The organism is Moraxella catarrhalis (assembly GCF_001632285.1).
Lineage (GTDB): Bacteria > Pseudomonadota > Gammaproteobacteria > Pseudomonadales > Moraxellaceae > Moraxella > Moraxella catarrhalis.
On record NZ_LWAH01000016.1, the window covers coordinates 366419 to 383121 of the forward strand.

At 41.5% G+C, this 16703-nt stretch carries 17 protein-coding genes and 1 other RNA gene; 9 read left to right on the forward strand and 9 right to left on the reverse strand.

Annotated elements, in window-relative coordinates; translation table 11 throughout:
- Positions 1 to 116 precede the first annotated feature (116 nt).
- Positions 117 to 1214 carry a PhoH family protein gene (locus A4U55_RS08070; protein WP_003658338.1) on the forward strand — a complete coding sequence of 366 codons (1098 nt, stop codon included), beginning with the start codon at positions 117 to 119 and terminating at the stop codon, positions 1212 to 1214.
- Positions 1204 to 1746, forward strand: coding sequence for an rRNA maturation RNase YbeY (gene ybeY, locus A4U55_RS08075; RefSeq protein WP_003658339.1), 543 nt, complete (start codon positions 1204 to 1206; stop codon positions 1744 to 1746). The genes A4U55_RS08070 and ybeY overlap by 11 nt, the downstream gene beginning before the upstream one ends.
- 59 nt (positions 1747 to 1805) lie before the next feature.
- On the opposite strand, the gene ffs is transcribed toward ybeY, so the two are convergent.
- The 6 genes from ffs to A4U55_RS08105 form a co-directional block, all read right to left on the reverse strand.
- Positions 1806 to 1902, reverse strand: an RNA gene (gene ffs, locus A4U55_RS08080) — signal recognition particle sRNA small type.
- A 70-nt stretch (positions 1903 to 1972) separates the two neighbouring features.
- Entirely contained in the window at positions 1973 to 2467 is a 495-nt protein-coding gene (locus A4U55_RS08085) for a SixA phosphatase family protein (protein WP_003658341.1), read from the reverse strand.
- 32 nt (positions 2468 to 2499) lie between these two features.
- Positions 2500 to 3828, reverse strand: coding sequence for an NAD(P)H-dependent glycerol-3-phosphate dehydrogenase (locus tag A4U55_RS08090; RefSeq protein WP_003659674.1), 1329 nt, complete (start codon positions 3826 to 3828; stop codon positions 2500 to 2502).
- A 36-nt stretch (positions 3829 to 3864) separates the two neighbouring features.
- Positions 3865 to 4440 carry a nitroreductase family protein gene (locus A4U55_RS08095; RefSeq protein ID WP_003658345.1) on the reverse strand — a complete coding sequence of 192 codons (576 nt, stop codon included), beginning with the start codon at positions 4438 to 4440 and terminating at the stop codon, positions 3865 to 3867.
- A 47-nt stretch (positions 4441 to 4487) separates the two neighbouring features.
- Complete coding sequence (zapE, locus tag A4U55_RS08100; RefSeq protein ID WP_003658347.1) at positions 4488 to 5588, reverse strand: cell division protein ZapE; 1101 nt, start codon at positions 5586 to 5588, stop codon at positions 4488 to 4490.
- 35 nt (positions 5589 to 5623) lie between these two features.
- The gene (locus A4U55_RS08105; protein ID WP_003663556.1) at positions 5624 to 6268 is read right to left on the reverse strand and encodes an alpha/beta hydrolase; all 645 of its coding nucleotides are present in this window, start codon (positions 6266 to 6268) and stop codon (positions 5624 to 5626) included.
- A 167-nt stretch (positions 6269 to 6435) separates the two neighbouring features.
- Between A4U55_RS08105 and A4U55_RS08110 the strand changes: the two genes are divergently transcribed.
- Positions 6436 to 6789 (forward strand): hypothetical protein, encoded by a 354-nt coding sequence (locus A4U55_RS08110; protein ID WP_063454225.1) that lies wholly within the window; start codon positions 6436 to 6438, stop codon positions 6787 to 6789.
- Between the two features lie 164 nt (positions 6790 to 6953).
- Here the strand turns inward: A4U55_RS08110 and ndk are convergent, their stop codons facing one another.
- Complete coding sequence (gene ndk / locus A4U55_RS08115) at positions 6954 to 7385, reverse strand: nucleoside-diphosphate kinase (RefSeq protein WP_003658352.1); 432 nt, start codon at positions 7383 to 7385, stop codon at positions 6954 to 6956.
- A 243-nt stretch (positions 7386 to 7628) separates the two neighbouring features.
- On the opposite strand from ndk, the gene ychF reads away from it, so the two are divergent.
- From ychF to A4U55_RS08145, 6 genes are all read left to right on the forward strand, one after another.
- A complete protein-coding gene (gene ychF / locus A4U55_RS08120; protein WP_003666322.1) occupies positions 7629 to 8720 on the forward strand; it encodes a redox-regulated ATPase YchF in 1092 nt (363 codons plus the stop codon).
- Between the two features lie 175 nt (positions 8721 to 8895).
- Complete coding sequence (locus tag A4U55_RS08125; RefSeq protein ID WP_003658356.1) at positions 8896 to 9369, forward strand: hypothetical protein; 474 nt, start codon at positions 8896 to 8898, stop codon at positions 9367 to 9369.
- 218 nt (positions 9370 to 9587) lie between these two features.
- Positions 9588 to 10304 (forward strand): TetR family transcriptional regulator, encoded by a 717-nt coding sequence (locus A4U55_RS08130; RefSeq protein WP_003663547.1) that lies wholly within the window; start codon positions 9588 to 9590, stop codon positions 10302 to 10304.
- A gap of 54 nt (positions 10305 to 10358) precedes the next feature.
- Entirely contained in the window at positions 10359 to 11369 is a 1011-nt protein-coding gene (locus A4U55_RS08135; protein ID WP_406564503.1) for an exodeoxyribonuclease III, read from the forward strand.
- Between the two features lie 401 nt (positions 11370 to 11770).
- Positions 11771 to 13525, forward strand: a complete 1755-nt coding sequence (locus A4U55_RS08140) for an L-lactate permease (protein WP_003663545.1) — start codon at positions 11771 to 11773, stop codon at positions 13523 to 13525.
- Between the two features lie 214 nt (positions 13526 to 13739).
- On the forward strand, positions 13740 to 14948 hold the full coding sequence (locus A4U55_RS08145) for an alpha-hydroxy acid oxidase (RefSeq protein ID WP_003658363.1): 1209 nt from the start codon (positions 13740 to 13742) through the stop codon (positions 14946 to 14948).
- Positions 14949 to 15152: 204 nt separating this feature from the next.
- On the opposite strand, the gene A4U55_RS08150 is transcribed toward A4U55_RS08145, so the two are convergent.
- Together A4U55_RS08150 and A4U55_RS08155 are read right to left on the reverse strand one after the other, a co-directional pair.
- Positions 15153 to 16124: a DNA polymerase III subunit gene (locus A4U55_RS08150; protein WP_003656804.1), complete on the reverse strand. Its 972-nt coding sequence runs from the start codon at positions 16122 to 16124 to the stop codon at positions 15153 to 15155.
- Positions 16121 to 16702 (reverse strand): histidine phosphatase family protein, encoded by a 582-nt coding sequence (locus A4U55_RS08155; RefSeq protein WP_003656802.1) that lies wholly within the window; start codon positions 16700 to 16702, stop codon positions 16121 to 16123. Before A4U55_RS08155 ends, A4U55_RS08150 begins: the two co-directional genes overlap by 4 nt.
- Position 16703 lies beyond the last annotated feature (1 nt).

The following is a 16703-nucleotide window of genomic DNA, read 5'->3' on the forward strand; positions in this document are numbered from 1 at the left end:
ATAATCCCAATGTAAGCGTTGTTTGATTTCATCACATGGCAATTGGTTGATTATTTGATTTGATTGCAATTTATCACTGTCAACCAAGGTATTTGCCACAATAAAAGGAATAGTCTTTGAGCATCACTCGCACCATCCAAACCAATCTAAACACGCATGAATTACGCACTTTGCTTGGCGAATATAACAAACACATCAAATACATTCAGGAACGACTTGAGGTCCAAATCACTCAGCGACAAGATCAGTTTATTATTACAGGTGAGCTTGATTTGGTTGAGCGAACCGAAATTATCATCAACAAACTGGTGGAGCTTGCTGGCGAACAGCATAATATTAGTGGAGAAGAGCTTCATTTAATTATTCAATCAAGCTTATCTCGTGATTATGATTATGCTAACACTCAAGGTAAGCACCATGATCATAGTGGCAACTCAAAAGATAAAAGCGATACTAATGTCGCTTTGCGTACACGCAAAGGCAAGATCATACCAAGAGGCTACAATCAGCAAGAGTACACAAAAAAAATCTTGATTTCAGATGTATCTTTTGGTGTTGGGCCAGCGGGTACAGGCAAGACCTATTTGGCGGTGGCATGTGCGGTAGATATGCTTGAGCGTGGAGAGATTGAACGGATTTTACTGGTTAGGCCAGCCGTTGAGGCAGGTGAGAAATTGGGATTTTTACCGGGTGATTTGACCCAAAAAATTGACCCTTATTTGCGTCCTTTGTATGATGCACTGTATGAGATGCTTGGCTTTGAAAAAGTTGGTAAGCTGCTTGAGCGTCAAGTGATTGAAGTTGCACCGCTTGCTTATATGCGTGGACGAACACTGAATAACTCATTTGTCATTCTTGACGAGGCACAAAATACCACGCCAGAACAAATGAAAATGTTCTTAACGCGTTTAGGCTTTGGTTCAAGAGCGGTGATTACAGGCGATATGACGCAAGTTGATTTGCCTCGTGGTCACAAATCTGGCTTGGCTCAAGCTTTACAAATTTTATCCAAAATTGATGAAATTCATATCACTCGCTTTGATAGTAACGATGTGGTACGCCATCATTTGGTTCAAAAAATTGTTCAAGCTTATGATCAATTTGATGAGGTGCAACAGGCGGCAGCCGCCGAAAGAAGAGCACTGCATCTGACCAAACAGTCAATTGCCAATGAAGAAAAAACCGAATTACAAGGGGCTGTCGATGCCCAATGAAATCAAGCTGGGTTTTGATGATGATTTAACAAACACTGTCCAATCTTTGTATTTTGATATTGATTTAAACAAGATTGTTGAGACAACTTTATCCATCATGACCCAAAAATTACATCATGGGATCGATTTTGTTTATTTTCCTGATGCCATACAGATTTGGCATATGCCCAAATCTGTCAGCATTTATGTGGTTAACCATGCCCAAGGCCGTGCTGTAAACTTAGCGGCCAGAGGTAAAGATTATGCCACCAATGTGCTTTCTTATCCAAGTGAGCTACCCACTGAGATGACCACATTACTCGGAGAGATTGAGCTTGGTGAGCTGGTGTTGTGCCACGAAGTTGTTCTTAATGAAGCAGATGAACAAAACAAAAGTTTTGAGTCGCATTTGACACATCTGATTATACATGGTTTATTGCATCTACTTGGTTTTGATCATGAAATTAGTGATGCTGATGCTGACCAAATGGAGGGTTTTGAGATTGAAATCTTAGCACAGCTTGGTATTGATAATCCTTATCTTGAGCCTTAATCTTAACAATCACCAAAACGCCATGTTGATACATGGCTTTTTATAGACATAAAAAATGGCTCCATCAGCACATCTTCGGCACACTTTGTATCTACTACCGTTGCTACCTTCCGGTCCTGGCGGGGTTCATAGTACATAGTTGCGAAGCTACCGATGAAGCCAAGTCAATATTATAATTAATTCTTTATAAGTTTGCAAGAAAAATTTTGATCGTTTTTAAAAAGTATTAAGATTGGTTGGGGATAAACACATCTTGGGTCGTTGCCAAACCTTGTGCCAAAACTGGCATTTGTAAAATCCGTGCTTCTGCCAACTCAAATGAGGCTGGGCTTAAATTCTCAAGCCTGGCAACCATAGACGCTACAATCGGCATATGGCAGACCACCGCAACACATTTATCATCCAGATCTTCACCGAACTTTGTACGCACGATATCTTCAAGGTCATCGATAGCAATCATAGGATTATCATCGGGCGTAATACTGTTTAAGCTCATAAAACTTGGATTTTGACCCAAAGTCATCGCCCAAGATAACAAAATCTTAGCAGTCTGATCGGCACGATTATAGGGGCTTGCGATAATGAGATCAAGCTGATAATGCTTGGCAAGATACTGTGCTGTCTGCTGTACTTGCAGACGCCCAAAGTCGGTAAGATCTCGCCCTGCATCATCTTCACAATACGGGGCTGCTTGCCCATGTCGTACAAAAATAACTTTCATCATTTATCCTTAATACAGTTGATATACCAAAGCTAAGGCATATCACTGGATTGAATTTCATCTTTGGGCTTAGCATTGGCACTGGTCTTTAGCACTTCACTAAACTCATGGCTCAAGCGTACATTGCTTTCATCATGCGGCAAAACAAATTCCACATCACTTCTAAAGCCTGTTTCCATCAAATTAAGTGCAACACCAAGTGCAGATTTATTCTCATATAATACCGCATGCAGTGCATGAGTGATGGGCATATAAATACCCAGTGCTTTGGCACGAGAATGCACTTGAAGAATTGTATTGACACCTTCAGCGGTCTGACCTAATTTTTTGATGGCGTGTTCAAGACTTATACCCTGACCAAGCATATAGCCGATGCGATAGTTACGGCTTAGCACCGAACTGCAGGTAGCATATAAATCCCCCACACCAGACAGACCTAAAAAAGTCAAAGGATCAGCACCAACCGCCACACCAAAACGACTCATTTCGGCTAATGCACGAGTCAATAACATGGCTTTGGTATTTTCACCCACATCATACGCTGCCGCCATACCCATGGCGATGGCATAGATATTTTTTAGTGCGCCGCCAAGCTCCACGCCTTTAATGTCACTACTGGCAAAAACACGAAAAAATGCACTATGTAAAGCGGTTTGAACAGCTTTTCTAAGCGGTTCTGATGCTGAGGCAATGACTGTTGCGGTAGGCATATTATCCATAATTTCTACCGCTAAGTTTGGTCCACTCATGACACCAAAATTCACCTCAGGCAACACCTCTTGGATGATATCACTCATCATCGCAAAAGTCTCTTTTTCCATGCCTTTAGTCAGTGAAACCACAGCTTGGTGTGTAATAAAGGGCTTAATATTGGTCAGCATCTCTCGAAATGCCGAGCTGGGTACTGCAACAAAAATCACATCCACGCCTGCCACTGCTGTTTTCAGATCGTGACTAAATTTCAAACGCTCATCAAGCTTATGATTTGGCAAATATTTTTTATTGATTCGAGTTTTATGCAGAGACTTGACAGTGCGCTTATCTCGTACCCACAATGTCGCATCACAACCGTTTTTAGCCGCCAAATTTGCCATGGCAGTTCCAAAACTTCCACCGCCCAAAAAGGCAAAACTCATCTGATGAATATCCGATGCGATCTGCTCTGTTGCCTGCATTGATTCAACCAGTTGAGCTGATTTTTTCTTTTTTAGTCCAGTCAGCTCAGCGATGCTAGAAATCAATGGTTTATTTGGCAGACCCGATTCTTTGATAGCGCTTACCGCATCATCAATACCGATGCTGGCAGCATCGACAATTTTTTGTACTTTTTGGTTTTTGACATTCGGTTTGCGCAGCTTCATACGGCATGCATCCTTTCAATGGTCATAAATAATCAGTTATTGGCGATATTCAACATAGTCAGATAAATCCACAGTCTCACGATCTGGCATCTGAACACTACTTGAACCTGTATAAATCAAGCCACAAATGGTATTTTGTTTTGTCACACCAAAATAATCTTTTACCTCAGGCGTATTACACAAAGGACCTGTACGCCACACACTGCGATAGCCCAAAGACTCAAGTGCAAGCAACATATTTTGGGCGACTGCTCCTGCACTGAGCAATTGTTCAAATGGTGGTACTTTTTTATGATACTGATATTCGGTTGCAATCACAATAATCATGGGTGCTCTAAGCGGCATATTCAGTATTTTTTTGATCGCAACTTCATCTAATATCTCACCACATGATGCTGCTTCATGCTCAGCTGCTGATAACAACACTTGACCAAATTCAATCAGTGTCTCTCCTGTCAATACCCAAAATCGCCATGGCTTTAACTGTTTATGATCTGGTGCTACCATCGCAGCCTCCAATACCGATTTTAGCTCAGCATCGTTTGGCATGGGCAAAGATAGGTTGCCGATACTGCGGCGTTGGTGAATAATATTTAAAATCTCATTTGTCATTATTTTATCCTTAATTTTTATTAAAAATTCATATCGCTGAATTCATCTTAATCCAAGCGATGTTCTTCTGCCAAGTATTCCTCTGACTGCATTTCAAGCAGGCGTGACCGTGTCCGCTCAATCTCAAATGCCAACTTTTCACCCTGATAAAGTGTCAAAATAGACTGTTCGGCTCGTATCAGTAATTTGACACGACGGTCATAAAATTCATCCACCAAATAAATAAAGCGGCGTGTCGGATCCATAAGCGTATCATTTAGTGCAGGTACATTATCCACCATAACGGTATCAAAATCATTGGCAATTTCAATGAAATCTGCTGCTGAACGAGGCTGCATGCAAAGCGCCCGAAAATCAGCCAGTAGCATGGTTTCTGTACGCTTAATGATATCAATATTGCGGCCGCCAATCACAATCGGCGATGTGCTGATGGTCTGACCGCCTGCCAAGGTGTCAAATCGCTCTGACAGCCAATCTTTGGTGTCATCGGTCAAAGGCGAGCTGTATAGTTTGGCCTGCTTTAAAAGCCTGAGACGATAATCAATACCAGCATCAATATTCATGACCGTCGTATGTTTTTCAACTTGAGCGATGGCAGGCAAAAATCTATCACGATGAATCCCATTTTTGTATAGACCTGATGGTTCAATGTTGGAAGTTGCCACCAATGTAATGCCACGATCAAACAACATGCTAAATAAATCGCCCAAAATCATTGCATCTGATACATTTGACACAAAAAATTCATCAAAGCAGATGACAACAGCTTCTTGATGAATGATATCGGCAACTTTTTTAAGGGGGTCAGCCTGCCCTTGAAGTGCCACTAATTCTCGCTGAACACGCTGCATAAAGTGGTGAAAATGCATTCGCATCTTACGCTTGATTGGCAGGCTTTCATAAAACATGTCCATCATCCAAGTCTTACCACGCCCTACCCCGCCCCACATATACAGACCTTTTGGCATGACTGGTTTGGATTTAAATAGGCTTGAAAACCACCCACCACCTGAGCTGTCTTGTGATTTGATAATTTCATGATACAAATTATCCATATAAGTCACCGCCGCCAGCTGAACGGCATCTTCACTAAAATCGCCAGTCGCCAAAGCAGCCTGATAACGCTCTAGTGGCGTTTGATTTGACATAATAAATCCTTGTTATATTTTTTATTTAAATTTATTTAAATTTTGGTGTGTTTTTGTAAACTCTGCCCAAGCTCAACCAATTTGCCATGGAAAAAATGTCCTGTTGAAAGCACGGTAGTGGGAATTTCCCTTTCTTCGGCAAACTGTGCCAAATGCTCAGGGCTGACCAGTTCATCTTGATCGCCATAAATCATAAAAGTATGGTCAGCTTGCCAGCGTAAAGATGCCATGCCAACACGCATCACCGAAGGTGCGATGAGTGCTAAATTATGCAAATTCACATCAAAAAACTCTTCATTATCCGTCATCAGACTTGCTAAGCGTGTAGCAGTATATCCACCAAAACTAAAGCCTCCCAGCCAAAGTTTGCGTGCTTTTGTATGCTTTAAAGCATAACGCAGTACTGTCAATGCATCTTCAAGCTCACCATCGCCCGTGCCTGTTTGACCAGTTGAACGCCCAACACCACGAAAGTTAAACCGTAGCACATCCATGCCACCATCACGACAAAATCGGTACATGGTGCTAACCACTTTATTATTCATCGTGCCGCCTTGGACAGGATTGGGATGGCAAAGAATCGCCAAGCCATCTTTGGTCTGTCGCTCCCCCGACTGCCAAATGGCATCTACCTCTAGCACACCTGCAGGCGCATCGATCAGTAAAATCTCTTGTTTCATCGTTAAAATTAGTTTGGTAAATGAATCTTATTATATCATAATTTATGGTTGTGCAAAACTTAGTATGATATACAAAAAGCCCACAGTGACACAAAATACCTGACTTGAAATGCAGCGATTTCTTGTTATACTGATGAAATAAATTAATCTATAATTGGGGATTTATGATGAAAAAATTACTAGCAATTGTCGTCTTGGGCGGATTATTATCGGCTTGCACCAGCACATCTACGACCGCACCTGTCATTACACGCACTGGTGGCATTCACGAAACAACAGGTTTGGGTGCAACCAAAACCAAGGCACAAGAGTCTGCCTTGGCAGCTGCCAAAAAGCAATGTGGTATCCAATCGCCCATTGTGGTATCTGATAAGATGACTTATAATGGTATTCTTAATGAACACACAGGGCGCATGATTGAGCAAGGTGTGAGTGTTGCGGGTGCTATTTTTGGTCAATCAGCACCAAAACTTAGCCGTGATGATGATTTTGAATATGCCATAAAATTTCGCTGCCAATAATCAATCAATAAAAAACAAACGATAGATATTCGCTTGTTTTTTATCTAGCCAGAACTTATTTGACTTAATATTCAGTCAACCAATCTACTAATCAAAAATTTTGTATAAATAAAAAACAGCCATCATATGACGGCTGTTTCATAAGTGCTTGGACGCCTGAGCGATTAGCGAGTGCGTGGATAAACTTCGTCATCACCAAAGAAGTAAGCGATTTCTCGTTCGGCAGATGCCACAGAGTCAGAACCGTGTGCTGCATTTTCATCGATACTGACAGCAAAATCTGCACGAATGGTGCCTTGTGCCGCTTCTTGTGGATTGGTTGCACCCAAGATTTCACGGTGGGCTAAAACAGCGTTTTCACCTTCAAGCACTGACACAACGACAGGACCTGATGTCATAAAAGACACCAAATCACCAAAGAAGCCACGCTCTTTGTGTTCAGCATAAAAACCTTCTGCATCAGCTTGAGATAGGTGCTTATATTTCATGGCAACTGGCTTAAGCCCTGCTTTTTCAAAACGAGCGATGATATCGCCGATATGGTTTTTGCCAACTGCGTCTGGCTTGATGATAGATAAAGTGCGTTCGATAGCCATAGTTTTTCCTTATGCTAGATTAAGTGACAGTAAAATCGTGATTGATTATAACAATTTTTCCAACAACTTGCATCTTTTTAAATCAGTTTATGGTGAAATTTTTACCGCTGGCTTATGAACTTATCAAATCATTCTAAATAAGTTGTCTGACGGTTTTAGCTTACAAATTCGTCTTTTTTGATACCTTAATTTGATAAATTTTGGTATAATGACAAAATTTCACACAACATACGAGAATTTATTATGGGTTTTAATTGTGGTATTGTCGGCTTGCCAAATGTTGGTAAATCCACCTTATTTAATGCACTCACCAAAGCAGGTATCGCTGCTGAGAATTTTCCGTTTTGTACCAAAGACCCAAATACTGGCATTGTCCCTGTCCCAGACCCACGCTTAAAAGCACTGGCAGCTATTGTCAATCCTGAACGCACCATTCCAACCAGTATGGAGTTTGTAGATATTGCAGGTCTTGTGGCAGGCGCTTCTAAAGGCGAGGGTATGGGCAACCAATTTTTAGCCAATATCCGTGAAACTGACGCCATCGCCCATGTGGTACGCTGTTTTGATGATGACAATGTTATCCATGTTGATGGGCAGGTCAATCCGTTATCTGATATTGAAACCATCAATACAGAGCTTGCTTTAGCGGATTTGGAGGCGGTCACTCGTGCCATTACAAACTTAAATAAAAAAGCCAAAGGCGGTGATAAAGATGCTCAAGCTGCTCTAGGGGTCTTCCAAAAAATTGAACCTTTACTTGCTGATGGCAAGCCTGCGCGGTTGGCGGACTTAGATGCCGATGAAAAAAAGCTGATTAAAAGCTATGGTCTTATCACCTTAAAACCCGTCATGTATATTGCGAATGTGGCAGAAGATGGATTTGACAATAATCCACATTTAGATGCGGTGCGTGAATTTGCTAACAATGAAGACGCCATCGTGGTTGCCTTATGTAATCAAATTGAAGCTGAAATCGCCCAGCTTGATGAAGAAGAAAAAGCAGAGTTTTTGGAGGGCATGGGCATGAGTGAAGCAGGTCTTGACCGTGTCATTCGTGCAGGCTATGAATTATTAAACCTACAAACTTACTTTACTGCAGGCGTCAAAGAGGTGCGTGCTTGGACAGTACCTGTCGGAGCAACCGCTCCAGAAGCTGCTGGCGTGATTCATACTGACTTTGAGCGTGGCTTTATTCGTGCTGAAGTTATCGGCTATGATGATTTTATTGAATACGGCGGTGAAAAAGGTGCCGCTGCCGCTGGTAAGTCTCGTTTAGAAGGCAAAACCTATATTGTTCAAGATGGCGATGTGATGCATTTTAGATTTAATGTATAATCAATATGTCAAATTGTGTCAGCCAAGTTATGCTTGGCTGATTTTATTAATGGGTGGCATTAAGTCCCTCAATATCTCATAAAAATTTTGACTTGATTTGAAATTGTTGGTTGGTTTTGCTATATTATCATGGTCAATATTTTTAATGATACTCATTTCGTTTTAAAGGATAACTATGAACCAAAAATTACTTTTAGCTTCTGTGGTGGCAGCTTTGACTTTGACCGCTTGTAGCAAGCCTGCCGATGAGTCCAGCCAAGCAAATCCCTCAGCTGAGCAAGTTGCCAATCCTGCCACACCAGATATTACAGCAGAGCATGCAACCATGCAAGACGAGCATACTCACGCACATGAGCATCATGATGACCATGCAGGTCATATGCACATCCACACTGATGGCGATGCGTATCAATGTGGCGATCAGACAGTTCATATTGTCGTTCATAATCATGAAGGTGAAATTGAAGCTCACCTAAATCATGATGGTATTGAGTATGATTTTAATCAAGATCCCAGTAATAAAAATCAATACACCAGCAATCATGGATTTGCTGATAACCAAAAAACCATACTCACCATTGATGGTAACAAGGCTGTCGTAACTGGTGATACCAATCAAGTGTTGCTTGACTGCGTCAAAGCCAGTTAATCGGCCATTTTAATACTTAATATAAATCATTTTAAATCACTCACTGCTTTAAATGAGTGATTTTTATTTATGATCTTAAAATCATCACCATAATACATATTAAAAGCATTGATTTTAAAAATTTCAGCAAGCTTTTTTGAATGACTTGCAACTGGCAAGGTTTTTATCCATAATATACAGTTATTCACTCAACCTTTAAGTTTATCACTGGACGAACTATGAGCATCGCAAGAACAACCAACCGTGAACAAAAAAAGCGTCAAACTCGCCAAGCATTTTTTAATGCCGTGCTTGATTTATGTATGAGCGGTCAAGGTTATAGCTCAGTTAGCTTGCGTCAGGTAACACGAGAGGTTGGTGTTGTGCCAACCGCCTTTTATCGCCATTTTGATGACATGGAAAGTCTTGGTAAAGCATTGGTTGAAGATGAACTTGGTGGTGCACTTGCCACGCTCAGAGAGCATATGCAACTTGGGCGTAAACGCAGTTTTGACCGCCAAATTGCCAAAAGTGTTCAGCTCTTTTTTAAGGCAGTCGATGCCCAGCCTCGCTATTGGCAATTTATCGCCAGTGAACGGTTTGGTGGCTCAGAAGCGGTTCGCCGTGCCATCAATGAACAAATCAATACCTTTGCCAAAATTATGAGTGCTGATTTGGTATTACAGCCTGCTTTTGAGCATATCAATAGCTATGACCGTTATTTATTAGCAGAAACGGGTGTGAATTTGTCTTTTTCATGGATTATTGAGTGGCTGGATTTGACGCATATGCCGATTTTTTTGGATGAAGAAGAACGATTATCAACTTGTGAGCTGGACACCAAAAAACAGCAAATGTTGCACCGCTGCACACGCCAAATGCAAATGGTGCTGTATGGTGCTTATAACTGGAAATCCAGCGAAGAAACTTTATTGGATGAACCTGCCAATATATAACACCCCACTTAGGTGGGTATCTTGTCCTTATTAATCCTGATATTAAGTACGACTATGACCCAAAAAGTTCGCAATACGCCAAAATCTATTCTCAATAATAGCCAGACTAGGTCTCAAATCAATCCAAAAGAAGATACATTAGGTACTATCTTGCCCAAACAAGCTGCCACTTTGACCACCAAAAGTATGCAAAAAACACCCAAATCTCAGGTTGTCGCTGTTAAGCCAAATGACATCGTACCATCCAAGTCAATCTATCAAACTGCCAATCAAGTGCTTCGTGTCGTTTCTATTAATGTCAATGGCTTGCGTGCGGCTGAAAAAAAAGGATTCTTTGAGTGGCTGGCTGTCAGCAATGCCGATGTGGTCTGTATCCAAGAATCACGCATCACTCATGAACAATGGACGGATAAATTTCGCCCAAAGGGCTGGCATACGCATCTATTTGCTGCCCAAAAAGCAGGCTATGCTGGCGTTGCTATTTATAGCCGCCTACCTTTTGTGTCGGTGGTAGATGGCTTGGGCTTTGATCTTGCCGACAGTCAAGGACGATTTATCTGTGCACAGTTTGATTTGTCCGCCCAAGGCATCGACCATCCAGTGTATATTGCTTCTTTATACCTACCTTCTGGCTCATCAGGCGAAGAAGCTCAAGCCAGAAAAGATCTTTTTTTAGAAAAATACCGCCACATTCTTAAACAGTGGCGAGATGAGAATAAATCACTCATCGTCTGCGGTGATTATAATATTGTGCATAAACGCATTGACATCAAAAACTGGTCGGGTAATCAAAAAGCATCAGGCTGCCTGCCACATGAGCGAGCTTGGCTTGATCACATCTATGACGAACTTGGCTATGTTGATACATTCAGAGTGGTTCGCAAGGATACCGATATTTATTCTTGGTGGTCAAATCGTGGTCAAGCCCGTGCCAAAAATGTGGGGTGGCGTATCGATTATCACGCCTGCTCACCTGATTGGAAAAAACGCACCTTGAATGCTTGGGTCTATAAAGATTCTTGGTTTAGCGACCATGCACCTGTTATTATTGATTATCAATTATAAAGTTATTTAGGGTGCTATGACTGCTATTTTACGCTCTAAATGACATCGTATTCATGCTCACATCGCCAAATCCCAAGATAGCAAAATACGATAAAAAATATCCATACCCTACCCCCAATCAAAAAGCAGATTATCTTTATTGTAGATTTTAAGTCATTAATTTTTGGCATTGAATTTTTAAAATTGAACAATTATTATTTTCATTTAAAATTGTAGCCATTATGTAAAATTTTAGGTAAAATATAACATACTTTTTATTTTTATCTGTAAATAAAAAATTCATAACATAGATAACCCAAGCCTAAATCTTGATTGGTTTACCTTTCTTCTTAGACAGACGCTTAAGCCATTTTTGGCATACGGCTGCTGTTGGCTTAAAATTATGCAAACAAGGAGTGAGCATGCTTACCTTTTTGGCGATAGTGCCGATTATTATTGTCTTTTTATTATTGGTGGTGATGCGACTACCCGCTAAATATGCCATGAGCTTGGCGTACCTTGCAACGGCTGCTTTGTCATATTTTGTTTGGCAAACCAGCGGTAACCAAGTTGCTGCTGCAACCATCCATGGCGTACTGACTGCGGTGAATGTTTTATTCATCGTTTTTTCTGCCATTTTGATTTTAAATACCTTAAAATACAGCGGTGCAATTAATGCCATTCGTCAAGGCTTTATGGATATCTCTCCAGACCGCCGAGTTCAAATGATTATCGTGGCATGGCTATTTGGCTGTTTAATCGAAGGCTCAACAGGCTGGGGTACGCCTTCGGCGGTGGCAGCACCGCTCCTGCTTGCGTTGGGGTTTCCTGCGATGGCGTGTGTGATGGCAGTTTTAATCATTCAGTCCACACCTGTATCTTATGGTGCCGTTGGTACGCCACTTTTGATTGGTGTCAATTCAGGTCTTGAAAATAAAGACGACCTTGCTCAAGCACTGGCAAATATTGGTATGGATTTACCTGCCTATATTTTCAATATCTCAGGCAATGTGGGCATGATTCATGGTATGGTCGGATTTTTAATTCCGTTAATATTGTGCGGATTTTTGACACTATTTTTTGGTCAAAAACGCTCATTTACCGAAGGTCTAAAAGTGGCACCCTTTGCGATTTTTGCAGGCTTGGCGTTTACCATTCCTTATGCCTTGACCGCTAAGTTTATCGGCCCTGAGCTGCCATCTATTGTGGGAGCGGTCGTTGGCTTATCCTTGGTTATTCCTGCTGCCAAGCGTGGGTTTTTAACCCCAAAACAAACCTTTGACTTTGGTCCACGAGAAAGCTGGGAGAAAGAATGGGTCAGTGAATTTACCATCACCGATTCAACCAGCGATATCTCTCCAAAATTTTCGGTCATACGTGCGTTTTCACCCTATCTACTCATCATTACCATTTTAATCATCACACGGACGATTGCACCATTAAAGGCATGGCTCACCAGTGATGCGGTTTCTATCGTTTTTGCCAACATTTTGGGCACAAATATCACCAATAAAACCCAGTTGCTTTATTCTCCTGGTGGCGTGCTTTTATTGGTGTCAATTTTGTGTATTTTTATTTTTGGCATGAAAGGCAATATGGTCAAAAAAAGCTGGTCAGAGTCAGGCAAAACCATGCTCGCTGCTGCACCTGCGTTACTATTTTCGGTGCCGATGGTGCAGGTATTTATCAATTCAGGCACATCGCCAGATGCTGCTGTACAGATTCTTGCCATGCCAAAAGTATTGGCCACCTCAGCAGCACAAGCATTTGAGGGCATGTGGCCTTTGGTTTCACCTTGGATTGGTAGTCTTGGCGCGTTTATTGCTGGCTCTAACACGGTTTCTAACATGATGTTTTCGCATTTTCAATGGGGGACAGCAACCCAAATCGGCTTAGGTGTTATGGATGCCGCTAAAGTTGTTTCCTTGCAAGCGGTGGGCGGTGCAGCGGGCAATATGATATCGGTTCATAATGTTGTTGCGGCATGTGCTGTTGTTGGTTTGGTCAATCGTGAAGGTTATGTCATTCGTAAAACTTTAATTGCCATGTCCTATTATGTGATTCAAGCAGGTTTAATTGGTATGGCGATTATATTTAACCCAACTTATTGGGTGGGTGCTGTCATCTGGCCAATATTGTTCTTATTTATCATGAGCAAGGTGGGTAATAAAGCCTAGCATGCCCCCAAAGACAACATTTTACCACTCATTAAACTAACCCAATCTTAAGGTTGGGTTATTTATGCCATCTAAGCCAAAAATAAGCATTTGATTTTAGTTTTTACTTGCCGATTTAAGATAAAACCAAGTAAAATACCCATTGATGGCTAAAAATTACCCAAAAACATGATATCAACGATTAAATACTCAAAAAATTAAGCGAGAAATTACCATGGCTGATTTAAGTAAAATTACCGAAATTGAAGATTTGCGTCGTATCGCTGAGCGTAAAGTACCACGAATGTTCTATGATTATGTGGATTCAGGTTCATGGACACAAACCACTTACCGTAATAATGAAACGGACTTTGATCGCATTAAGTTGCGTCAGCGTGTCCTTGTCGATATGGATAATCGATCGCTTGCCACACAAATGATTGGTCAAGATGTCAGTATGCCTGTGGCAATCGCACCGACTGGATTTACTGGCATGATGTGGGCAGATGGAGAGATTCACGCAGCGCGTGCCGCTGAGAAATTTGGTATTCCATTTTCACTATCTACCATGTCGATTTGCTCGATCGAAGATGTTGCCGAAAATACCACCAAACCATTTTGGTTTCAGCTGTATGTCATGCGTGATAAAGAATTTATGGAAAATCTAATCAAGCGTGCCAAGGCTGCAAATTGTTCAGCACTGATTTTAACGGCGGATTTACAAGTCTTAGGTCAGCGTCATAAAGACATTAAAAATGGACTATCAGCACCCCCAAAACCGACACTAAAAAATATCTTAAACTTAATGACCAAGCCTGAATGGTGCTACAATATGCTTGGCACAAAACGCCATACTTTCAGAAATATCGCAGGTCATGCCAAAAATGTGTCTGATCTATCCAGTTTATCAGCTTGGACAGCAGAGCAATTTGACCCTGGTCTTAGCTGGGATGATGTGGCACGCATTAAAGATATGTGGGGCGGTCCTTTGATTTTAAAGGGCATTATGGAACCTGAAGATGCCATCATGGCAGCACGCTTTGGTGCTGATGCGATGGTAATTTCAAACCATGGGGGTCGTCAGCTTGATGGTGCGCCAAGCTCTATTGCTTCTTTGACTGACTGCGTACAGGCATCTCAAGCTGAAAATTCTAACTGTGAAGTTTGGCTAGATAGTGGTATTCGCTCGGGTCAAGATGTACTAAAAGCCATCGCCTTGGGGGCAAAAGGTACGATGATTGGGCGTTCATTTTTGTACGGCTTGGGTGCTTATGGTGAAGATGGTGTGCGTCGTGCGCTGGAGATTATCTATAAAGAATGTGATGTCACGATGGCATTTTGTGGTCATACCAATATCAGTACGGTAAATTCTGATATTTTGGTCAAGGGTACTTATGAGCATCTCAAAGCCAATCAGCCACACATCACGCCAATTCGCTGGTAAAATTCAATAAAAAGTAAGTTTACTAAGCTAATAAAACCTACCAAGAATTAGTATCAAAAAAGGCTTTGGCTCATAGATTATTAGCCAAAGCCTTTTTTATTCTATCATAACACTACGATCAAATTTTCAATCATTCACCGACAAGTATTTTAAAATTTAGATCGCCAATCATCGACCCATAACTTGTATTAATGGTGGTGATTGTCATTTTGCCATCTCAATTAAAATGCGGTCAAAGCCCAAAGTCTCTTGCACATTTTGGGCGTAAGCTGTCTGCGTATCATCAATACAGCTTAGTAATGATTCAAGTTTTGAAGAGTCAAGCTGAACTTGAGCCAACAACGCTACCACATCTATATCTTGATGTAAGCTTGGTATCCCCAAGAACACACGCCATAAATCCATTAACATGACTCTTGATAGCGTGATAAATTCAGCCAAAGTTAAGGTTTTTTGCCAGTAACTACTAGCGGCACTGGCGGTACGCTTGGATAATTGTAGAGCGGTGTAGGTTTTTAACCAAAGTGTACGCTGATCAAACCATTTGGCAGAAGATAAGCTCTTAGCCTGCAAGACCGCCCCATCGCTGATATCTAATAAAAGCTTTGATAGCTCAGGTGACATAAATTCACTCAGATAATCAATCGCCTCTACTTTATCTATATAAGATAAAGGCATTGTCTGTACACGGCTTTTGATGGTGGGTAAAAGCCTAGAAGGATGGTCGGTAATGAGTATCAAAAATACCCCATCTCGAGGCTCTTCAAGCGTCTTTAAAAATGCGTTGGCAGCACCCAGTGTCAGTGTATCTGCCCCATCAAGCACAATGACTTTTACCCCATGCCCTTTGGTTTGACTGTATTCTTGGAGCAAACGAATATCATCAATTTTGATGCTATCACCCTGCGGTAGCACCAATAAATCAGGATGCGTTCCAGCACGCAACCATTGACAGCTCTGACAGTGACCACACGCACCATATTGGTTTTTTTCCAAACACAGTAAATACGCCACAAATCGCCAAACAAACTCACGCTTACCGATGCCTTTTTGACCTGCAGCAAGTAAGCCATGTGGCATACGCTGCTCAATGAATTGACCTGTCAGCTGCTGCCAAGCCTGTCTTTGCCAAGGAAGTAATGGAGCAAAGTAGGGTAACTGTTCTTGCTCGTTCATGGCGTATCGTCCATGTGGATTTCATGGCTAATTTCGTGGTAGCGTTTTAGCATAATACCGTCAAATTCAAATGCCATTATCCACGGAAATTTGTGCTTATTGGCATTAAAATCCTGATAACCAAAATCCGCCTGATAATACTTAATGATGGTAGATAATGCCGTACCGTGCGTGCCGATGACAATCGTCTGATTGGGATAATTTATCAAAATTTCATGCAACATAGCAATGTTTCGTTGCTGGACACGGTGCAAACTTTCACCATTTTTTAGATGAAATCCAAAATCTTGCCACTGCTTTTGGCTAAATTCATCAAAATTATCCACCCAAGTGCCAATCCGCCTTTCACAAAGCTTCTCTTTTAGATGAATGTTTTTTTTGCGACTGTTGGCAAGCGGATAAATCGTATCCACCGCCCGTTTGTAAGGGCTTGAAAAAAACACATCAATATCAATACCCCTAAACACATCAAGCAACCGCTCGCTTTGGGCAATGCCTTTTGGGGTCAAGTCTCGGCTAAACTCATCACGATTGGCATAATTGGGTTCAGCATGGCGAATAAAATAAACTGTGGTCATC